At 71.4% G+C, this 15,007-nt stretch carries 13 protein-coding genes; 8 read left to right on the forward strand and 5 right to left on the reverse strand.

Annotation, left to right across the window (positions count from 1 at the left end; genetic code table 11):
- Window positions 1–18: 18 nt before the first annotated feature.
- The 6 genes from ACGF2V_RS09885 (at window position 19) to ACGF2V_RS09910 (ending at window position 6,006) form a co-directional block, all read left to right on the forward strand.
- Window positions 19–288 carry a hypothetical protein gene (locus ACGF2V_RS09885; RefSeq protein ID WP_362627737.1) on the forward strand — a complete coding sequence of 90 codons (270 nt, stop codon included), beginning with the start codon at window positions 19–21 and terminating at the stop codon, window positions 286–288.
- Between the two features lie 145 nt (window positions 289–433).
- Window positions 434–631, forward strand: coding sequence for a hypothetical protein (locus ACGF2V_RS09890; RefSeq protein WP_362627740.1), 198 nt, complete (start codon window positions 434–436; stop codon window positions 629–631).
- Window positions 632–883: 252 nt separating this feature from the next.
- The gene (gene tatA, locus ACGF2V_RS09895) at window positions 884–1,165 is read left to right on the forward strand and encodes a Sec-independent protein translocase subunit TatA (RefSeq protein ID WP_362627743.1); all 282 of its coding nucleotides are present in this window, start codon (window positions 884–886) and stop codon (window positions 1,163–1,165) included.
- 65 nt (window positions 1,166–1,230) lie between these two features.
- On the forward strand, window positions 1,231–2,181 hold the full coding sequence (gene tatC, locus ACGF2V_RS09900; protein WP_362627746.1) for a twin-arginine translocase subunit TatC: 951 nt from the start codon (window positions 1,231–1,233) through the stop codon (window positions 2,179–2,181).
- A 43-nt stretch (window positions 2,182–2,224) separates the two neighbouring features.
- Window positions 2,225–3,133: a diacylglycerol kinase gene (locus ACGF2V_RS09905; protein WP_362705036.1), complete on the forward strand. Its 909-nt coding sequence runs from the start codon at window positions 2,225–2,227 to the stop codon at window positions 3,131–3,133.
- A 44-nt stretch (window positions 3,134–3,177) separates the two neighbouring features.
- Window positions 3,178–6,006, forward strand: coding sequence for a DEAD/DEAH box helicase (locus ACGF2V_RS09910; RefSeq protein WP_362705033.1), 2,829 nt, complete (start codon window positions 3,178–3,180; stop codon window positions 6,004–6,006).
- A gap of 253 nt (window positions 6,007–6,259) precedes the next feature.
- On the opposite strand, the gene ACGF2V_RS09915 is transcribed toward ACGF2V_RS09910, so the two are convergent.
- The 5 genes from ACGF2V_RS09915 to ACGF2V_RS09935 form a co-directional block, all read right to left on the reverse strand.
- Window positions 6,260–6,754 carry an SPW repeat protein gene (locus ACGF2V_RS09915; protein ID WP_362627755.1) on the reverse strand — a complete coding sequence of 165 codons (495 nt, stop codon included), beginning with the start codon at window positions 6,752–6,754 and terminating at the stop codon, window positions 6,260–6,262.
- Window positions 6,755–6,838: 84 nt separating this feature from the next.
- Window positions 6,839–7,837 carry an ADP-ribosylglycohydrolase family protein gene (locus ACGF2V_RS09920; protein ID WP_362705031.1) on the reverse strand — a complete coding sequence of 333 codons (999 nt, stop codon included), beginning with the start codon at window positions 7,835–7,837 and terminating at the stop codon, window positions 6,839–6,841.
- 121 nt (window positions 7,838–7,958) lie between these two features.
- Window positions 7,959–9,320, reverse strand: a complete 1,362-nt coding sequence (locus tag ACGF2V_RS09925; protein WP_362705028.1) for a deoxyribodipyrimidine photo-lyase — start codon at window positions 9,318–9,320, stop codon at window positions 7,959–7,961.
- A 349-nt stretch (window positions 9,321–9,669) separates the two neighbouring features.
- The gene (locus tag ACGF2V_RS09930) at window positions 9,670–10,515 is read right to left on the reverse strand and encodes a siderophore-interacting protein (RefSeq protein ID WP_362705025.1); all 846 of its coding nucleotides are present in this window, start codon (window positions 10,513–10,515) and stop codon (window positions 9,670–9,672) included.
- A 48-nt stretch (window positions 10,516–10,563) separates the two neighbouring features.
- Window positions 10,564–11,472 (reverse strand): 5'-3' exonuclease, encoded by a 909-nt coding sequence (locus tag ACGF2V_RS09935; RefSeq protein ID WP_362627812.1) that lies wholly within the window; start codon window positions 11,470–11,472, stop codon window positions 10,564–10,566.
- 383 nt (window positions 11,473–11,855) lie between these two features.
- Between ACGF2V_RS09935 and ACGF2V_RS09940 the strand changes: the two genes are divergently transcribed.
- Together ACGF2V_RS09940 and ACGF2V_RS09945 are read left to right on the forward strand one after the other, a co-directional pair.
- A complete protein-coding gene (locus ACGF2V_RS09940; RefSeq protein WP_389044775.1) occupies window positions 11,856–12,956 on the forward strand; it encodes a glycine betaine/L-proline ABC transporter ATP-binding protein in 1,101 nt (366 codons plus the stop codon).
- The gene (locus tag ACGF2V_RS09945; protein WP_362705022.1) at window positions 12,949–14,955 is read left to right on the forward strand and encodes an ABC transporter permease/substrate binding protein; all 2,007 of its coding nucleotides are present in this window, start codon (window positions 12,949–12,951) and stop codon (window positions 14,953–14,955) included. The genes ACGF2V_RS09940 and ACGF2V_RS09945 overlap by 8 nt, the downstream gene beginning before the upstream one ends.
- Window positions 14,956–15,007 lie beyond the last annotated feature (52 nt).

A 15,007-nucleotide genomic window follows, 5' to 3' on the forward strand; every position in this document is an offset into this window, starting at 1 on the left:
CGGACATTCGAGGGAGATATGAGCGACATGTCTGTGATGTCAGGTATGCCGACCGTGGTGGTCCCGGACTCCGTCCGCTTCAGGGCGGCGTGTCCGGACTGCCGGGAGCGGTTCGAGCTGACGGCGGGGGCCATCCGGCTCGCCGTGGGCGCCAGCCGCCGGACCACGTTCTACTCCTTCACATGCCCGGAGTGCGGTTCGGCCGTCCGCAAGCCCGCGGGGGAGCGGATAGTCGAGCTCCTCACCCACGGCGGTGTACGGACGCTGCGCCTCCACAGCAGTCTCTAGGGCCAGGGGGCAACTGTTGCCGGGAGAGGCACTGGCGCCGTTCCGGGCACCCGCCTTCTCCGCAGTCCCCAGCCCGCAATCCGTCGTCCCTCACCTCACCCGTCCCCGGAATTCTCCGGGGCGCAGACACATCGAGGATCCACGCATGTTCTGGCCCATGCTCGCCATCGCCCTGGGTTTCCTCGGGATCGCCGTTCTCGGCGTGCTGGCCGTCAGGGTCTTCATCGAGGTGAAGCGTCTGGGACGGCAGGTGACGCGGACCACCCAGCGCATCAACCGCGCCGCGGAGGACCTCGAACGGGCGGCGACGGAACTCGCCGCCACGGGAGAGGCGCTGCGCTAGTCGTATGGCCCTGTGAGGTGAGGCGGTGACCAGGGCCGATCGGCCGGTCAGGTCGTGGCCTCCTGTTTCCCGGACTCGGGGGGTACGCTGCTCAGGCGCCCCGCAGAGCGAGGCGTGGGCTGTCACCGCGGGGACGCACGGGTATTGCCCCGTGTTCACTCCTGCGGGATACGATCGCTGACAGTACGACGATCGGACGCCCGTTGTCCGATCCGCCCCACCCCGGCTGCCTCGGTGAGAAGGTACACGCTTATGTTCGGAAAAATCGGCGCTCCCGAGATCATCCTGATCCTCGTCGTCATCGTTCTGCTGTTCGGCGCGAAGAAGCTTCCTGACATGGCTCGCTCGCTCGGCAAGTCGGCCCGCATCCTGAAGAGCGAGGCCAAGGCGATGAAGTCCGAGAGCGGCCCGTCGGCCACCCCTGCCGAGCCGGCGGCCAACGACCAGGCCGCCCCGCGCACCATCAAGGCCGCGCCGGGTGACGTGACCAGCTCCCGCCCGGTCGCCGAGCCGACCGACTCGACCAAGCGCTGACAGTAACGGGCCGACGCAGGCGCCGGGGATCGGTGACGGCCTGCTGCACGAGATGAGGACGTGGGTTGCTCAAGTCTTCCCGCAAGCAGGAGAGGGACCCAGAGGGCCGCATGCCCCTGGTGGAGCACCTGCGCGAGCTGCGTAACCGGTTGGCGAAGGGGCTGCTGGGGGTCGTCGTCGTGACGATCGTCGCCGCCTTCTTCTACAAGGGGATCATCGAGTTCTTCACCGACCCGATTCTGAAGTCGGTCGGTTGCGAGTCGAGCTTCGCCGAACTCGCCAAGAGGGACGACGGCACCTGCGCCCGCATCGTCCTGAACGGTCTGATCACCCCATTCACCCTGGCCCTCAAAGTCTCCCTGACAGCGGGCATCGTCGTCTCCTCGCCGGTCTGGCTCTACCAGCTGTGGGCCTTCGTCGCGCCGGGCCTGCACAGACACGAGAAGAAGTACTCCCTCCTCTTCGTGGGCGCGGGCTTCCCGCTGTTCCTCGCCGGGGCTTTCTTCGCGTACAAGACCCTGCCCACGATGGCGCGAGTCCTCCTGGACTTCTCTCCGGCCGATCTCGACAACCAGCTGCCTCTGGACGAACTGCTGGATCTGATCACGCGCATGGTCGTGGTCTTCGGGCTCGCCTTCGAACTGCCCCTGCTGCTCGTGATGCTCAACTTCGGAGGGGTCATCACCGGCAAGCGGATGCTCGGCTGGTGGCAGGGCATGATCATGGGGATCACGGTCTTCGCGGCGGTGGCCACTCCCAGCACGGACCCGGTCAGCATGCTGCTGCTCGCCGGACCGATCTGGGCCCTGTACTTCCTGGCCACGGGCATCTCCCTCGTCAACGACCGGCGCAAGGCGCGGCGCGAGGCGGCGGGCCCGGGCGACGACGAGGCGTCCGAGCTGGACCTGACTCCCGCGGACATCGGTGAGATCGAACCGGTCTCGTCCCGCGGCGCCCTGCCGCACCAGGCGCACCCGGACCGTGACCGCGTGAACGGCTACGACGACATCACCTGACCTGTAGGGTCCCCGGGTGGCCAGGGACCTGTAGGGTCCCCGGGTGACCAGCGAGATCACCCTTTTCGTCAATCCCACCGCGGGACGCGGCCGGGGCGCGCGGGCCGCGCAGCCGGCCGCTTCCGCGTTGCGGGACGCGGGATTCTCCGTGCGCACCGTCGTCGGCGAGGGCGCTGACGACGCGCTGCGACGGGCCCGCGCGGCCGTCGCGGGGGGCACCGGCGCGCTGATCGCCGTCGGCGGGGACGGCATGATGTCCCTCGCCCTCCAGGCCGTCGCCGGGACGACGACCCCGCTCGGCGTCGTCGCCGCGGGCACGGGGAACGACTTCGCCCGCGCGCTGGGGGTGCCGGTCCAGGACCCGGCCGCTGCCGGATGGTTGGCCGCCGAGGCGCTCAAGAGCGGCGGCGTCCGCGAGATCGATCTCGGCAGGGTCGGGGACCGGTGGTTCGGGTCCGTGCTCGCCTCCGGCTTCGACTCCCGGGTCAACGACCGCGGCAACCGCATGCGCTTCGTGGGCGGACGGTTCACGTACGACCTCGCCATCCTCGCCGAACTCGCCGCGTTCCGGCCCATCCCGTACCGCCTGCGGCTGGACGGCGGGCCGGTGCGGGAGATCGAGGCGACGCTCGTCGCCGTCGGCAACGGAACGTCGTACGGCGGCGGCATGCGGATCTGCGCGCAGGCCGTCCTGGACGACGGGCTGTTCGACGTGACCGTGGTCGGAAACTGCAGCCGCGCCACGCTCCTCAAGGTCTTCCCCCGGGTCTACCGGGGAACGCACCTCGGTCACCCCGCGGTGACCGTGTACCGGGCCTCCTCGGTCGAACTGGCCGCGGCCGGAGTCACCGCGTACGCGGACGGCGAACCACTGGGGGCGCTGCCGCTGACGGCCACGTGCGTAGCGGGCGCGGTCGGAGTGCTCGCGCCCGGTTCTCCCGGTGGACTTTAAAGATCGAGCCGCTGTCAGAGGCGGCGGGTACGCTCGTAGGCAAGATGACAGAGGACCTCTCACCCGCCGAGCGATACCAGGCTTCTCGGATCCGTGCCGCCGAGCTGGCCACCGCACTCGCGCCCTTCCGGGAGCTGTACCAATTCGATCTGGACCCATACCAGATCGAGGCATGCCAGGCACTGGAGGCCGGCAAGGGCGTGCTCGTCGCCGCCCCGACCGGCTCGGGCAAGACGATCGTCGGCGAGTTCGCCGTGCACCTCGCCCTCCAGCAGGGGCGCAAGTGCTTCTACACCACCCCGATCAAGGCCCTCTCCAACCAGAAGTTCGTCGATCTGGTCAAACGCTACGGGCCGGACAAGGTCGGCCTGCTGACCGGTGACAACAGCGTCAACGGCGACGCCCCCGTGGTCGTCATGACCACCGAGGTCCTGCGGAACATGCTGTACGCGGGCTCGCAGGCGCTGCGCGGCCTCGGCTACGTGGTGATGGACGAGGTGCATTACCTCTCCGACCGGTTCCGGGGCGCCGTCTGGGAGGAAGTGATCATCCACCTCCCGGAGTCCGTGACGCTCGTGTCGCTCTCGGCGACCGTGTCCAACGCGGAGGAGTTCGGCGACTGGCTGGACACCGTGCGCGGCGACACCGAGGTCATCGTCTCCGAGCACCGCCCGGTGCCGCTCTGGCAGCACGTGCTCGCGGGCCGCCGGATGTACGACCTCTTCGAGGAGGAGAGCGATCACGGCGGACGCGGCACCGCGCGCCGCGAGGTCAACCCCGACCTCGTCCGGCTCGCCCGGATGGAGAACCAGCGGACGTACAACCCCCGCGATCGCCGTCGGGGCAAGATGGTCCGCGAGGCGGACCGGGAGCGCGAGCGCCGTGAGCGCGGCCGGATCTGGACCCCGGCCAGGCCCGAGGTCATCGACCGGCTGGACGCCGAGGGGTTGCTTCCCGCCATCACGTTCATCTTCAGCCGGGCGGGCTGCGAGGCGGCGGTGCAGCAGTGTCTGCACGCCGGACTGCGACTCAACGACGAGGCGGGGCGCCGCCTGGTCCGCGAGATCGTCGAGGAGCGGACCGCGTCCCTTCCCGGCGAGGACCTCCACGTCCTGGGCTACTACGAGTGGCTCGAAGGGCTGGAGCGGGGCATCGCCGCACATCACGCCGGCATGCTGCCCACGTTCAAGGAGGTCGTCGAGGAACTGTTCGTCCGCGGCCTCGTCAAGGCGGTCTTCGCGACCGAGACCCTCGCCCTCGGTATCAACATGCCCGCGCGCTCGGTCGTGCTGGAGAAGCTCGTCAAGTGGAACGGCGAACAGCACGCCGATGTCACACCCGGCGAGTACACCCAGCTGACCGGGCGGGCCGGCCGGCGGGGCATCGACGTCGAGGGCCACGCCGTGGTCCTCTGGCAGCGCGGCATGGACCCGGCCCACCTGGCCGGACTCGCGGGCACCCGCACCTACCCGTTGAGGTCCAGCTTCCGGCCCTCCTACAACATGGCCGTCAACCTGGTGCACCAGTACGGGCGGCACCGCTCGCGCGAGCTGCTGGAGACCTCCTTCGCGCAGTTTCAGGCCGACCGGTCCGTGGTCGGGATCTCCCGGCAGGTCCAGCGCAACGAGGAAGGACTCGCGGGCTACCGCGAGGGCATGACCTGCCACCTCGGCGACTTCGAGGAGTACGCGCGGCTGCGCCGCGAGCTCAAGGAGCGGGAGAACGAACTGGCCAAGCGGGGCGCGACCCAGCGGCGGGCCGAGGCAGCGGCCTCCCTGGAGAAGCTGCGGCCCGGCGACGTCATCCACGTGCCCACCGGCAAGTTCGCCGGGCTGGCCCTGGTCCTCGACCCCGGGCTGCCGGCCGGCCGGACCAACGGGCATCGCGGGCTCGAATACCATGACGGCCCACGGCCGTTGGTGCTGACCGCCGAACGGCAGGTGAAGCGGCTCGCACCCATCGACTTCCCGGTTCCGGTGCAGGCGCTTGAGCGGATGCGGGTGCCGAAGTCCTTCAACGCACGCTCGCCGCAGTCACGCCGCGATCTGGCCTCCGCCCTCCGGACGAAGGCCGGGCACATCGTGCCGGAGCGGCACCGCAAGGGCCGGTCCCCGGCCGCCGACGACCGGGAGATAGCCCGCCTGCGGGCGGCCCTGCGCGCCCACCCCTGCCACGGCTGCGACGAGCGCGAGGACCACGCCCGGTGGGCCGAGCGCTACCACCGTCTCCGGCGCGACACCAAGCAGTTGGAGCACCGTATCGAGGGCCGCACGAACACGATCGCCCGCACCTTCGACCGCATCGTCGCCCTGCTCACCGAGCTCGACTACCTCCGGGGCGACGAGGTCACCGAGCACGGACGGCGGCTCGCCCGCCTCTACGGAGAACTGGACCTGCTGGCCAGCGAATGCCTGCGGGACGGCGTGTGGGAGGGCCTGAACCCGGCCGAACTCGCGGCATGCGTCTCGGCGTTGGTGTACGAGGCCCGGCAGGCCGACGACGCGGTGGCGCCCAAGCTGCCGTCGGGGCCCGCGCGGACGGCGATGGGGGAGATGGTCCGGATCTGGGGTCGGCTCGACGCCCTGGAGGAGGAGTTCAAGATCAACCAGGCGGAGGGGGTCGGGCAACGCGAGCCCGATCTGGGATTCGCCTGGGCCGTCTACCTGTGGGCGTCGGGACGCACGCTGGACGAGGTGCTGAACGAGGCGGAGATGCCGGCGGGAGACTTCGTCCGGTGGTGCAAGCAGGTGATCGACGTGCTGGGCCAGATCGAGGCCGCGGCACCTCGGGACGGCAGTACGGTCGCGCGCAGCGCCCGTAAGGCGGTGGACGCGGTGCTGCGCGGGGTCGTGGCCTACAGCTCCCTGGGGTGACCCGACGTTCCCGGGGCCCGAGGCTCCGGGGGTTCCCCGGGAACGCGCGGGGACGTCGCCGTGCCTGCCGCCCGCCCCCGCGACGGCCGCCGGCGCCGGCACGGCGCGCACCGCCGCCCCCGCGTGGCCGGGCCGGGGCGGCCGCGAGCCGGATGTCGCCGTCCGGACCTGCGGCCGAGGTACCCTCCGCGCGCGATCGGCCGGTCCGCCTCGCGCGGACCGGCCGATCGTCGGTTCGGGCCGACGCCCTTTCTCAGGCCGGGTGGTCGGCTCGGGCCGAGCGGTCGACCCGGGCCGCTCGCCTGCCGGTCGTGCGCCTGCCGCCCTTCATGGACGCGCCCGCGCAGACCAGCCCGAGCAGCAGGGTCAGTCCGCCGATGATGACGTTGTTCAGGATCACACCGAGGCTCGGGGCGGTGCCGACGACCCAGGGCGTGATGATCATCCAGATGCCCATGGCACAGATGGCCCAGCTCAGGCCGTACATCCGCTCAGGCATGGCCGTGAAGCCCAGGCCCAGTACCGCGATCGCGATGCCCATGATCAGGTTGTGCGTCGCCAGCGTGGGCTGGGACCCCAGGAATTTGACCACCCAGGGCGAGATGGCGCAGTAGAGACCGACGAGGAACACCGGTGCGTCCACGAGCACCACGTCCCGCCCGCCCAACACGCGGGCGTAGCGGTCGCGCATCTCGGAGACATCGGGGTGACCGGCCATCTCACGGCCGGCGTGCGAGAGGTTCGACATGGGGTTCGTCTCCTTCGCTTCTGCAGACCTGGCCGCCTTCGGAGCGATAGCGGCCTGCTCTGCCATTCTGCTCTTATATGCCACTTATGTGTAGTTCTGGGGTATGTGGGCGTCCGGAGAAGCGGAACCCCCGGTGGGCGAGGAGCAGTCCAGCCGCTCCGCCAGGGCCACCAGGTGGGCCGCTCGCAGCACCCGGTCCCCGTATCCCGGAAGCGGCACGTGCAACGGTTCGGTCCAGCGCACCGGAATCGCGGCGTAGCCGTGCACGGCACCCGCCAGTGCGCCGGTCACCGCCGCGACCGTGTCCGTATCCCCGCCCACGTCGACCGCGGCGGCCAGTGCCTCCTCGAACGTACGCGTGGTGCGCAGCGCCCAGAGCGCGGTGCCCAGGCACGGCCACACCGCCCCGTTGAACTCCGTCGCCGCGTCCGGATGCCAGTCGGGGGCCAGAACGGTCGCCCACCGCTCGCGGTGATCTGCGTGCACGCGGTCGAGTGCGTCCGGTACGGCGGTGAGCGCATGGCCGCCGTCCAGCGCCACCCGGATCAGTTCGTGCAGTACGGCGGTGCCCTCCCAGGCGGCCCGGTCGCCGTGGGTGAGTGCGGCGACCCGGCGGGCGGCGTCCATCGTGGCCGTCCGCCCCGCCCGGGCGAAGTACACCGCCGACGTGGCGGCCCGCATCAGTGAACCGTTGCCCGCGGCACGCCCCTCGACCTGGAAGTGCAGGGCCGCCGCGAGGTCCCAGGGGTCGCCGCTCGTCAGTACGGCCTCGGTCTGCAGGCCGATGTCCTTCGGCCCACCGGCAGCCCAGCGGCGGAACCGGTCGAACAGGTCGGGCGGATCGAGACCGGCCCGCTCCAGCAGGGACTCGGCGACCAGCACGGCCATCTGCGTATCGTCCGTGGCCTCGCCGGGCTCCCAGCCGCCGCCTCCGCACATCGTGCCGACGCCGTTGGGGAAGCGGGCCGTGTACGCACCGGCGGGGCCGTACTCGAACGGCGCGCCCAGGGCGTCGCCGACCGCCGACCCGACCACGGCGCCCGCGACCCGGTCCGGTCGGTCCGGTCGATTCCGTGGGTCCATGCGGGGAGCGTACGGGGGACGGGCTTCCTCGCGCGCGACCTTTCCCCGCGCCCTGTCCGCGCGCGGTCACGGCCGCGAGCCCGGGCGCCGGCGTCCCGCTCCGCTCCGGCGCCGACGGGGCTCAGCGGAGGCCGCGGGCCCGTTCGAAGCGGGTCCGTGCCTCGCCGAGATCCACGATCGGCTCCGGGTAGTCCGGCGCCGCCCCCCGGGCGGCGGGTTTCCACGGCTCGTGGACGGTGCCGCCCTTCAGCCCGGCGAGTTCCGGGACCCAGCGGCGCACGTAGTCACCCCGAGGGTCGAACCGCTTCCCCTGGACCACGGGGTTGAGGACGCGGTTCGGCCGGGTGTCCGTGCCGGTGCCCGCCACCCACTGCCAGTTCAGCTGATTGTTCGCCACATCGCCGTCGACCAGCAGGTCCAGGAAGTGCGCTGCCCCGACCCGCCAGTCCACGTACAGCGTCTTGGTCAGAAAGCTCGCCGTCAGCAGGCGCGCGCGGTTGTGCATCCAGCCCTCGTACGCCAGTTGCCGCATCCCCGCGTCCACGGGCGGGCAGCCCGTGCGCCCGGCCCGCCAGGCGGCGATCCCGTCCTGGTCCGCACGCCAGTGGTCGCCGCGCGGGCGGTAGTCGTCATGAGCGGCGTCGGGGCGGGCGGCAAGCACCTGGTGGTGGAAGTCGCGCCAGGCCAGCTGCCGCACGAACGCCTCGGCTCCGGGGCCGCCCCGCCGCCGCGCCCGGTGGACCGTCTCGGCCGCGGAGAGGCAGCCGAAGTGGATGTAGGGCGAGAGCCGTGACGTCGCGTCAGCCGACAGGTCGTCATGAAGACTCGCATAGGCGTCCATCGGACCGTTCACCCAGGCGCGGAGCAGTCGGCGCGCCACCGACTCACCTCCCGCGGCGAGTCCGGGCGACACCCCGGCCACCTCCTTCCGCTCCGGCAACGCATCGCCCCGCACCCCCTCCGGCACCCGCACCGCGCGGGGAGGGGCCAGCACGCCCCGCACACCCGCCGCCTCCCAGCGGCGGAAGTAGGGCGTGAACACCGCGAAATGGTCGCGGCCCGCCGGAACGACCCGGCCCGGCGCGAGCGCGGTGACCACCGCGTCATGGACGTGCAGCGCGCAGCCGACCGCTGCCAGCGCGGTCCGTAGCCGCTCCTCGCGGCGCAGCGCGTATCCGCTGACTCCCGCCGCGATGTGCAGCTCGCGCGCGCTGTTCTCCACGACCACGGCACGGGCGGCCGCCACCGCGTCACCGCTCCGGACGACCAGGCGGCCGCCGCGGCGGCGCAGTCCCGCGTCGAGGTCGTGGAGGCAGTCGGCGAGGAACGCCCGGCGGTTGGGGGCGTCGAAACCGGCCGACCGGATCCCCGTGTCACGCACGAACAGCGGAACGACGGCGTCCGAGTCGCGTACCGCCGCGCGCAGCACCGGGTTGTCGTGCAGCCGCAGGTCGGAGGTGAAGAGTGCCACGGACACCGGCATGGACGTACGCCTTTCCGTCGTCGGCCGCACGCCCGAAGGCCGAGTAACACGTGCACGGAGGCTGAGGAACGCCGGCCCGGTGGACCAGGGCGCGGGCGCGGCGCGGGAACCCGGCGGTAGCAGGGTCGGGGCGTGTCGGTCCGGGGCCGGGCGTGCGCGCGATCCTGCCACGCGGCCGGGCCCTCCGCCCGCCGGCCGCCCGCCGTATCCCCCTCGCGGCCGTACCGGAGGTCCGTTCGACGCAAGCCGTCGTGCCCCACGGCGCCGGCCCGAGGGGGACCCCGCGCCGGACGGCCCCGCAAACGCGTGTGCCCCCGGCCGGGGCCGGGGGCACACGGGGCGGGCGGTGTCACGCAGCCGCGCCCTCCTGTTCGCGCTCCACCTGGGCGTTCCATTCGCGCTTGACCGCGCGCCAGGCGTCGTCGTCCTGGCCGAGCCTCCAGTACCCGGAGATCGACAGCCGGGAGAGCGGGATCCCGCGCTCCAGGCGCAGGTGGCGGCGGAGCTGCTTCACGAAGCCCGCCTCGCCGTGGACGAACGCCTGGATGTCGCCCTCGGGGAACTCCAGCTCCGTGACCGCGGCGACCAGCGCCTCACCGACCGGGCGCTCCCCGCGGTGCAGCCAGGTCACGTCGACCCCGTCGGGCGTCATGATCTTCTGCTCCTCGGAGGCGTCCGCGATCTCCACGAAGGCGTGCACCACCGCGCCCGGCGGCATCTGCTCCAAGGAGGCGGCGATGGCCGGGAGGGCGCTCTCGTCGCCCGCCAGGAGGTGCCAGTCGGCCGAGGCGGCAGGAGCGTAGGCCCCACCGGGCCCGAGTATCGTCACCTGCTCGCCCGGGACCGCGCGCAGCGCCCAGGGGCCGGCGAGGCCCTCGTCGCCGTGGACCACGAAGTCGACGGCCAGCTCCCGGGCGTCCGGGTCCCAGGAGCGCACGGTGTAGGTGCGGGAGGAGGGCCACAGCTCCCGGGGCTGCTCCTCGCGGATGCGGGCCATGTCGAACGGGTGCGGGTAGTCCACGCCCTCGGGGGCGAAACAGATCTTGATGTAGTGGTCGGTGAACCCGGCGAGCTCGAACTCGGCGAGCCCCTCACCGCCGAACACGACGCGCACCATGTGCGGGGTGATCCGCTCGGTGCGCAGGACCTCGGCCCGCTGCGCCTTGGGTGCCTGCCGTGCCGGTCGCTCTGCCACGAGGTTCTCCCCTGATCCGATGTGCTTAGGCTTACCTAAGCTAACATCTCAGGCGCGCAGTGTGGAGAGCAGGCGCTGCAGGGCGCCGCCCAGCCCCCACCGCTTCGCCAGGGCCTCCAGGGCGACGGGGTCACGCGGCCCGGCGGGCAGCGCGGGGTCGAACCGGGGCAGCGGTACGTCGCCGGCGACGCGGACCACCCGCGGGGCGACGGCCACGTAGTCCCGGGCCTCGTCGAGCCGCTTGCGCTGCGAGGGCGTCAGCCGGGAGGCCGGATCGTCGACGGCGGCCATGATCCCGGCCAGGTCGCCGAAGGTGTCCAGCAGCTTCGCCGCGGTCTTCTCGCCGATGCCCGCAACCCCGGGCAGGCCATCGCTCGGGTCGCCGCGCAGCAGCGCCAGATCGGCGTAGCCGGAGCCGTCCACCCCGTACTTCTCCCGCAGCCAGGTCTCGTCGGTGAGCTGGAGCGAGCCGACCCCCTTCAGGGGGTACAGCACCCGCACACCGCGGGCGTCGTCGACGAGCTGATAGAGGTCGCGGTCGCCGGTGACGATGTCCACCGGCCCGCCGGCCAGGCGGGTGAGCGTGCCGATCACGTCGTCCGCCTCGTAGCCCGCGACGCCGACCCGGGCGATGCCCAGGGCGTCCAGCACGTCTTCGATCACCGGCACCTGCGGGGCCAGGGCGTCGGGGGTCTCCTCCTCGTCGGGCAGTCCCTCGGCGGTCTCCACCGCCACGCGGTGCGCCTTGTACGAGGGGATCAGCTCCACCCGCCAGTGCGGCCGCCAGTCCGCGTCCATGCAGGCGACCAGGTCGTCCGGGCGGTGGTCCTGCACCAGGCGCGCGATGAAGTCGAGCAGCCCGCGCACGGCGTTGACCGGCGTCCCGTCCGGCGCGCGCACCGAATCGGGGACCCCGAAGTAGGCGCGGAAGTAGAGGGAGGCGGTGTCCAGGAGCATGAGTCGTCGCGTCACACCCCGATGATGCCGCACCCCGCCGACACGGCCCGTCGGCCGCGGGGCGACGGGCGAGGGGGGCGGTGCCGGGGCGTCGGGAGAGGGGTGCGTGGCGCCCCCTCGCGTGGCATGCACCGCTCACTCGCGAGGCGGCAGCAGCGTGCACATATCACTCGAATGTGACCTGAATCACTCTTGTGTTTGGTCCGTTTGTGTGGGGGCAGGCGCGCAGCCGGAGCGGAACACGTAACGATTTCAACCGGTATACGTGCCATGCGGACCGAATCCGCGCCGCTCCACGGTCTGCCGGAGGGGGTGGCAGACCGTTTTTCGGTTCGACGCGCGAGGTGTATGTGTCAAGGCTGCAAGCCGAACACTTGTACAAGGTGTTCGGTAGACGACCCGATCAAGCAGTGCGAAGGCTCGAAGGCGGCGCCGACCGCGACGAGCTGCGCGCCGACGGAACGACTGCAGCGGTGATCGATGCCTCGTTCACCGTGGAACCGGGACAGATCTTCGTCGTGATGGGTCTGTCCGGGTCCGGCAAGTCCACGTTGCTGCGCATGCTCAACGGGCTGCTGGAGCCCACAGCCGGACGCGTACTGTTCGACGGCCAGGATCTGACCGCCCTGAGCCCCGCCGAACTGCGCCACGTCCGGTCCTCCAAGATCAGCATGGTGTTCCAGCACTTCGCGCTCTTCCCTCACCGGAGCGTGCTGGAGAATGCCGCGTACGGCCTCGAAGTGCAGGGCGTGCCGCGAGCCGAGCGCGAGAAGCGCGCCGCCGAGGCGCTGGAGCTGACCGGCCTCGCGGGCTGGGAGAAGTCCTGGCCCGACGAGCTGTCCGGCGGCATGCAGCAGCGTGTCGGCCTGGCCCGCGCCCTGGCCACCGACGCCGATCTGCTGCTGATGGACGAGTCCTTCAGCGCGCTCGACCCGCTGATCCGCCGCGACATGCAGGACCAGCTGCTCGAACTGCAGAAGCGCCTGAAGAAGACCATCGTCTTCATCACCCATGACCTCAACGAGGCCATGCGGCTCGGCGACCGCATCGCTGTGATGCGCGACGGCAGAATCGTCCAGCTCGGCACCGCCGAGGACATCCTCGTCACCCCGGCCAACGACTACGTCGCCTCCTTCACCCAGGACGTCGACCGCGCCCGGGTGCTCACCGCGGGCGCCATCATGGCCGAGCCGCACACCGTCCTGGGCACCAGCACGGACGACGGCAAGGAACTGCGTACCCCGGACGACGTCCTGCGCGAGGCCCCGGCCACCGTCACCGAGTCCACGCCGATCATCGAGCTCTTCACCCCCTGCTCCCGCAGCGGGGTCGCCGTCGCCGTCACCGACACGAAGGGCGAACTCGTCGGTGTCGTGCCGCGTGCCCGGCTGCTCGCGGTTCTCGGTGAACCGATGAGCCCCACGGAGGTTCCCCGGGACGTCCGGACGCCGGCCGCCGACGCGAAGAAGGTGGCCAGTGTTTAGGCTCCCCCTCGGCGACTGGGTCGATTCCGTCGTCGGCTGGCTCCAGACCCATCTCTCCTGGCTGTTCGACGCGATCAGCTCGGTCGTCAGCGGCATGTTCGACGGCATAGCCGCCGTGCTCTCCGCCCCCGCCCCGCTGCTCTTCGCGGGCATCGTCGCCGTCATCGCCTGGTGGCTGCGCGGTCTGCTCGCCGGTGTGCTCGCCTTCGTGGGCTTCGCCCTCATCGACTCCGTCGAGTTGTGGGACGAGGCGATGGACACCGTCACGCTGGTGCTCGTCGCCACGATCATCTCGCTGGTGCTGGCCGTGCCGCTGGGCATCTGGGCCTCGCGCTCGAAGACCGTGAGCGCGGTGACCCGGCCCGTCCTGGACTTCATGCAGACCATGCCCGCCATGGTCTATCTGATCCCCGGCGTCATCTTCTTCGGCGTCGGTGTGGTCCCCGGGATCATCGCCACCATCATCTTCTCGCTGCCCCCGGGCGTCCGGATGACCGAACTCGGCATCCGCCAGGTCGACAGCGAGCTGGTCGAGGCGGCCGAGGCGTTCGGCACCACCCGGCGCAACATCCTGCTGCGGGTGCAACTGCCGCTCGCGCTGCCCACGATCATGGCGGGCGTCAACCAGGTCATCATGCTGGGCCTGTCCATGGTGGTCATCGCCGGCATGGTCGGCGGCGGCGGCCTCGGCGGCGCCGTCTACCGCGCCATCGGCAACGTCGACGTCGGCCTCGGCTTCGAGGCGGGCATCTCCATCGTCATCGTGGCCATGTACCTGGACCGGATGACCGGCGCGCTCGGCCGCGAGGTTTCCCCGCTCGCCCGCCGGGCCGTCGCCAAGGCGCAGGCCATGGCCGGCGGGAAGATCTGGAACCACCGTCCGCAGCCCGTCGTCGCGGTCGTCGGTGTCGTCGTCCTCGCGCTCGTCGCGGGCGGCATGGGGCTCTTCGCCTCCGGCGGCGCGGACACGGGCAGCACGGGCGCCGATGCCGCGAAGCCGGGCACCGGCAAGAAGATCAGCATGGGCTACATTCCGTGGGACGAGGGCATCGCCTCCACGTTCCTCTGGAAGGAGATGCTGGAACGGCGCGGCTACGAGGTCGACGTCAAGCAGTACGAGGCCGGGGCGCTGTACACCGGCATGGCGGGCGGCCAGATCGACTTCGAGACCGACTCCTGGCTCCCGGTCACCCACGCCCAGTACTGGGAGAAGTACCGGGACCAGCTCGAGGACCTGGGTGCCTGGTACGGTCCCACCTCGCTGGAGCTGGCCGTTCCCGCCTACATGAAGGACGTCCGGTCCCTGGAGGACCTCAAGGGCAAGGCGCCGCAGTTCAAGGGCCGGATCGTCGGCATCGAACCGAGCGCCGGTGAGATGGGCCTGCTCAAGGAGAAGATCCTGCCGGGCTACGGCCTGGACAAGGAGTACGAGGTCGTCGACGGTTCCACGCCGTCCATGCTGGCCGAGCTGAAGCGCGCCTACGCCAAGAAGGAACCGATCGTCGTCCCGCTCTGGTCGCCGCACTGGGCGTACAACCAGTTCGAGCTCACCAAGCTCGAGGACCCCAAGGGCCTGTGGGGCAAGGGCGACGGCGTCCACACCCTGGCCCGCAAGGGCTTCTCCGCCGACAACCCCGAGGTCGGCCGCTGGCTCAAGGACTTCAAGATGAGCGAGGACCAGCTCACCAGCCTGGAGGCGGAGATCCAGAAGGCCGGCTCCGGCAACGAGCAGGAGGCCGTCCGCACCTGGCTGGAAGCCAACCCCGGCCTCGCCGACCAGTGGACCCCCGTGGCGGAGACCGGAGCGGCCAAGGGCGCGAGCGGCAAGGACGAGCGCTCCCGCCCCCTCGACGTCGCCTGGTCCCCCCGGGAGGAGGACATCGCCGCCACCTACCTGTGGAAGGCGGCTCTGGAGGAGCGTGGCGCCGGTCACGAGGAGGCCGTCGACGCCCGGATGCGGAAGAACCCGGGCGTCGTCGACACGATGGCCCCGCTGTAGCGTCCGGACCGCACCTCCGGGACACCGGAGAAGGGGTGGGCACCGCCAGGGG

Origin of the sequence: Streptomyces sp. NPDC047982, assembly GCF_043204165.1 — a bacterium.
Taxonomy (GTDB): Bacteria; Actinomycetota; Actinomycetes; order Streptomycetales; family Streptomycetaceae; genus Streptomyces.

Excerpts from the sequence above, each read along its gene's own strand:
- ACGF2V_RS09885 (WP_362627737.1), top strand. The coding sequence starts at position 19 with ATGAGCGACATGTCTGTGATGTCAGGTATGCCGACCGTGGTGGTCCCG.
- ACGF2V_RS09890 (WP_362627740.1), top strand. The coding sequence starts at position 434 with ATGTTCTGGCCCATGCTCGCCATCGCCCTGGGTTTCCTCGGGATCGCC.
- tatA (WP_362627743.1), top strand. The coding sequence starts at position 884 with ATGTTCGGAAAAATCGGCGCTCCCGAGATCATCCTGATCCTCGTCGTC.
- ACGF2V_RS09910 (WP_362705033.1), top strand. The coding sequence starts at position 3,178 with ATGACAGAGGACCTCTCACCCGCCGAGCGATACCAGGCTTCTCGGATC.
- ACGF2V_RS09915 (WP_362627755.1), bottom strand. The coding sequence starts at position 6,754 with ATGTCGAACCTCTCGCACGCCGGCCGTGAGATGGCCGGTCACCCCGAT.
- ACGF2V_RS09920 (WP_362705031.1), bottom strand. The coding sequence starts at position 7,837 with ATGGACCCACGGAATCGACCGGACCGACCGGACCGGGTCGCGGGCGCC.
- ACGF2V_RS09925 (WP_362705028.1), bottom strand. The coding sequence starts at position 9,320 with ATGCCGGTGTCCGTGGCACTCTTCACCTCCGACCTGCGGCTGCACGAC.
- ACGF2V_RS09935 (WP_362627812.1), bottom strand. The coding sequence starts at position 11,472 with ATGCTCCTGGACACCGCCTCCCTCTACTTCCGCGCCTACTTCGGGGTC.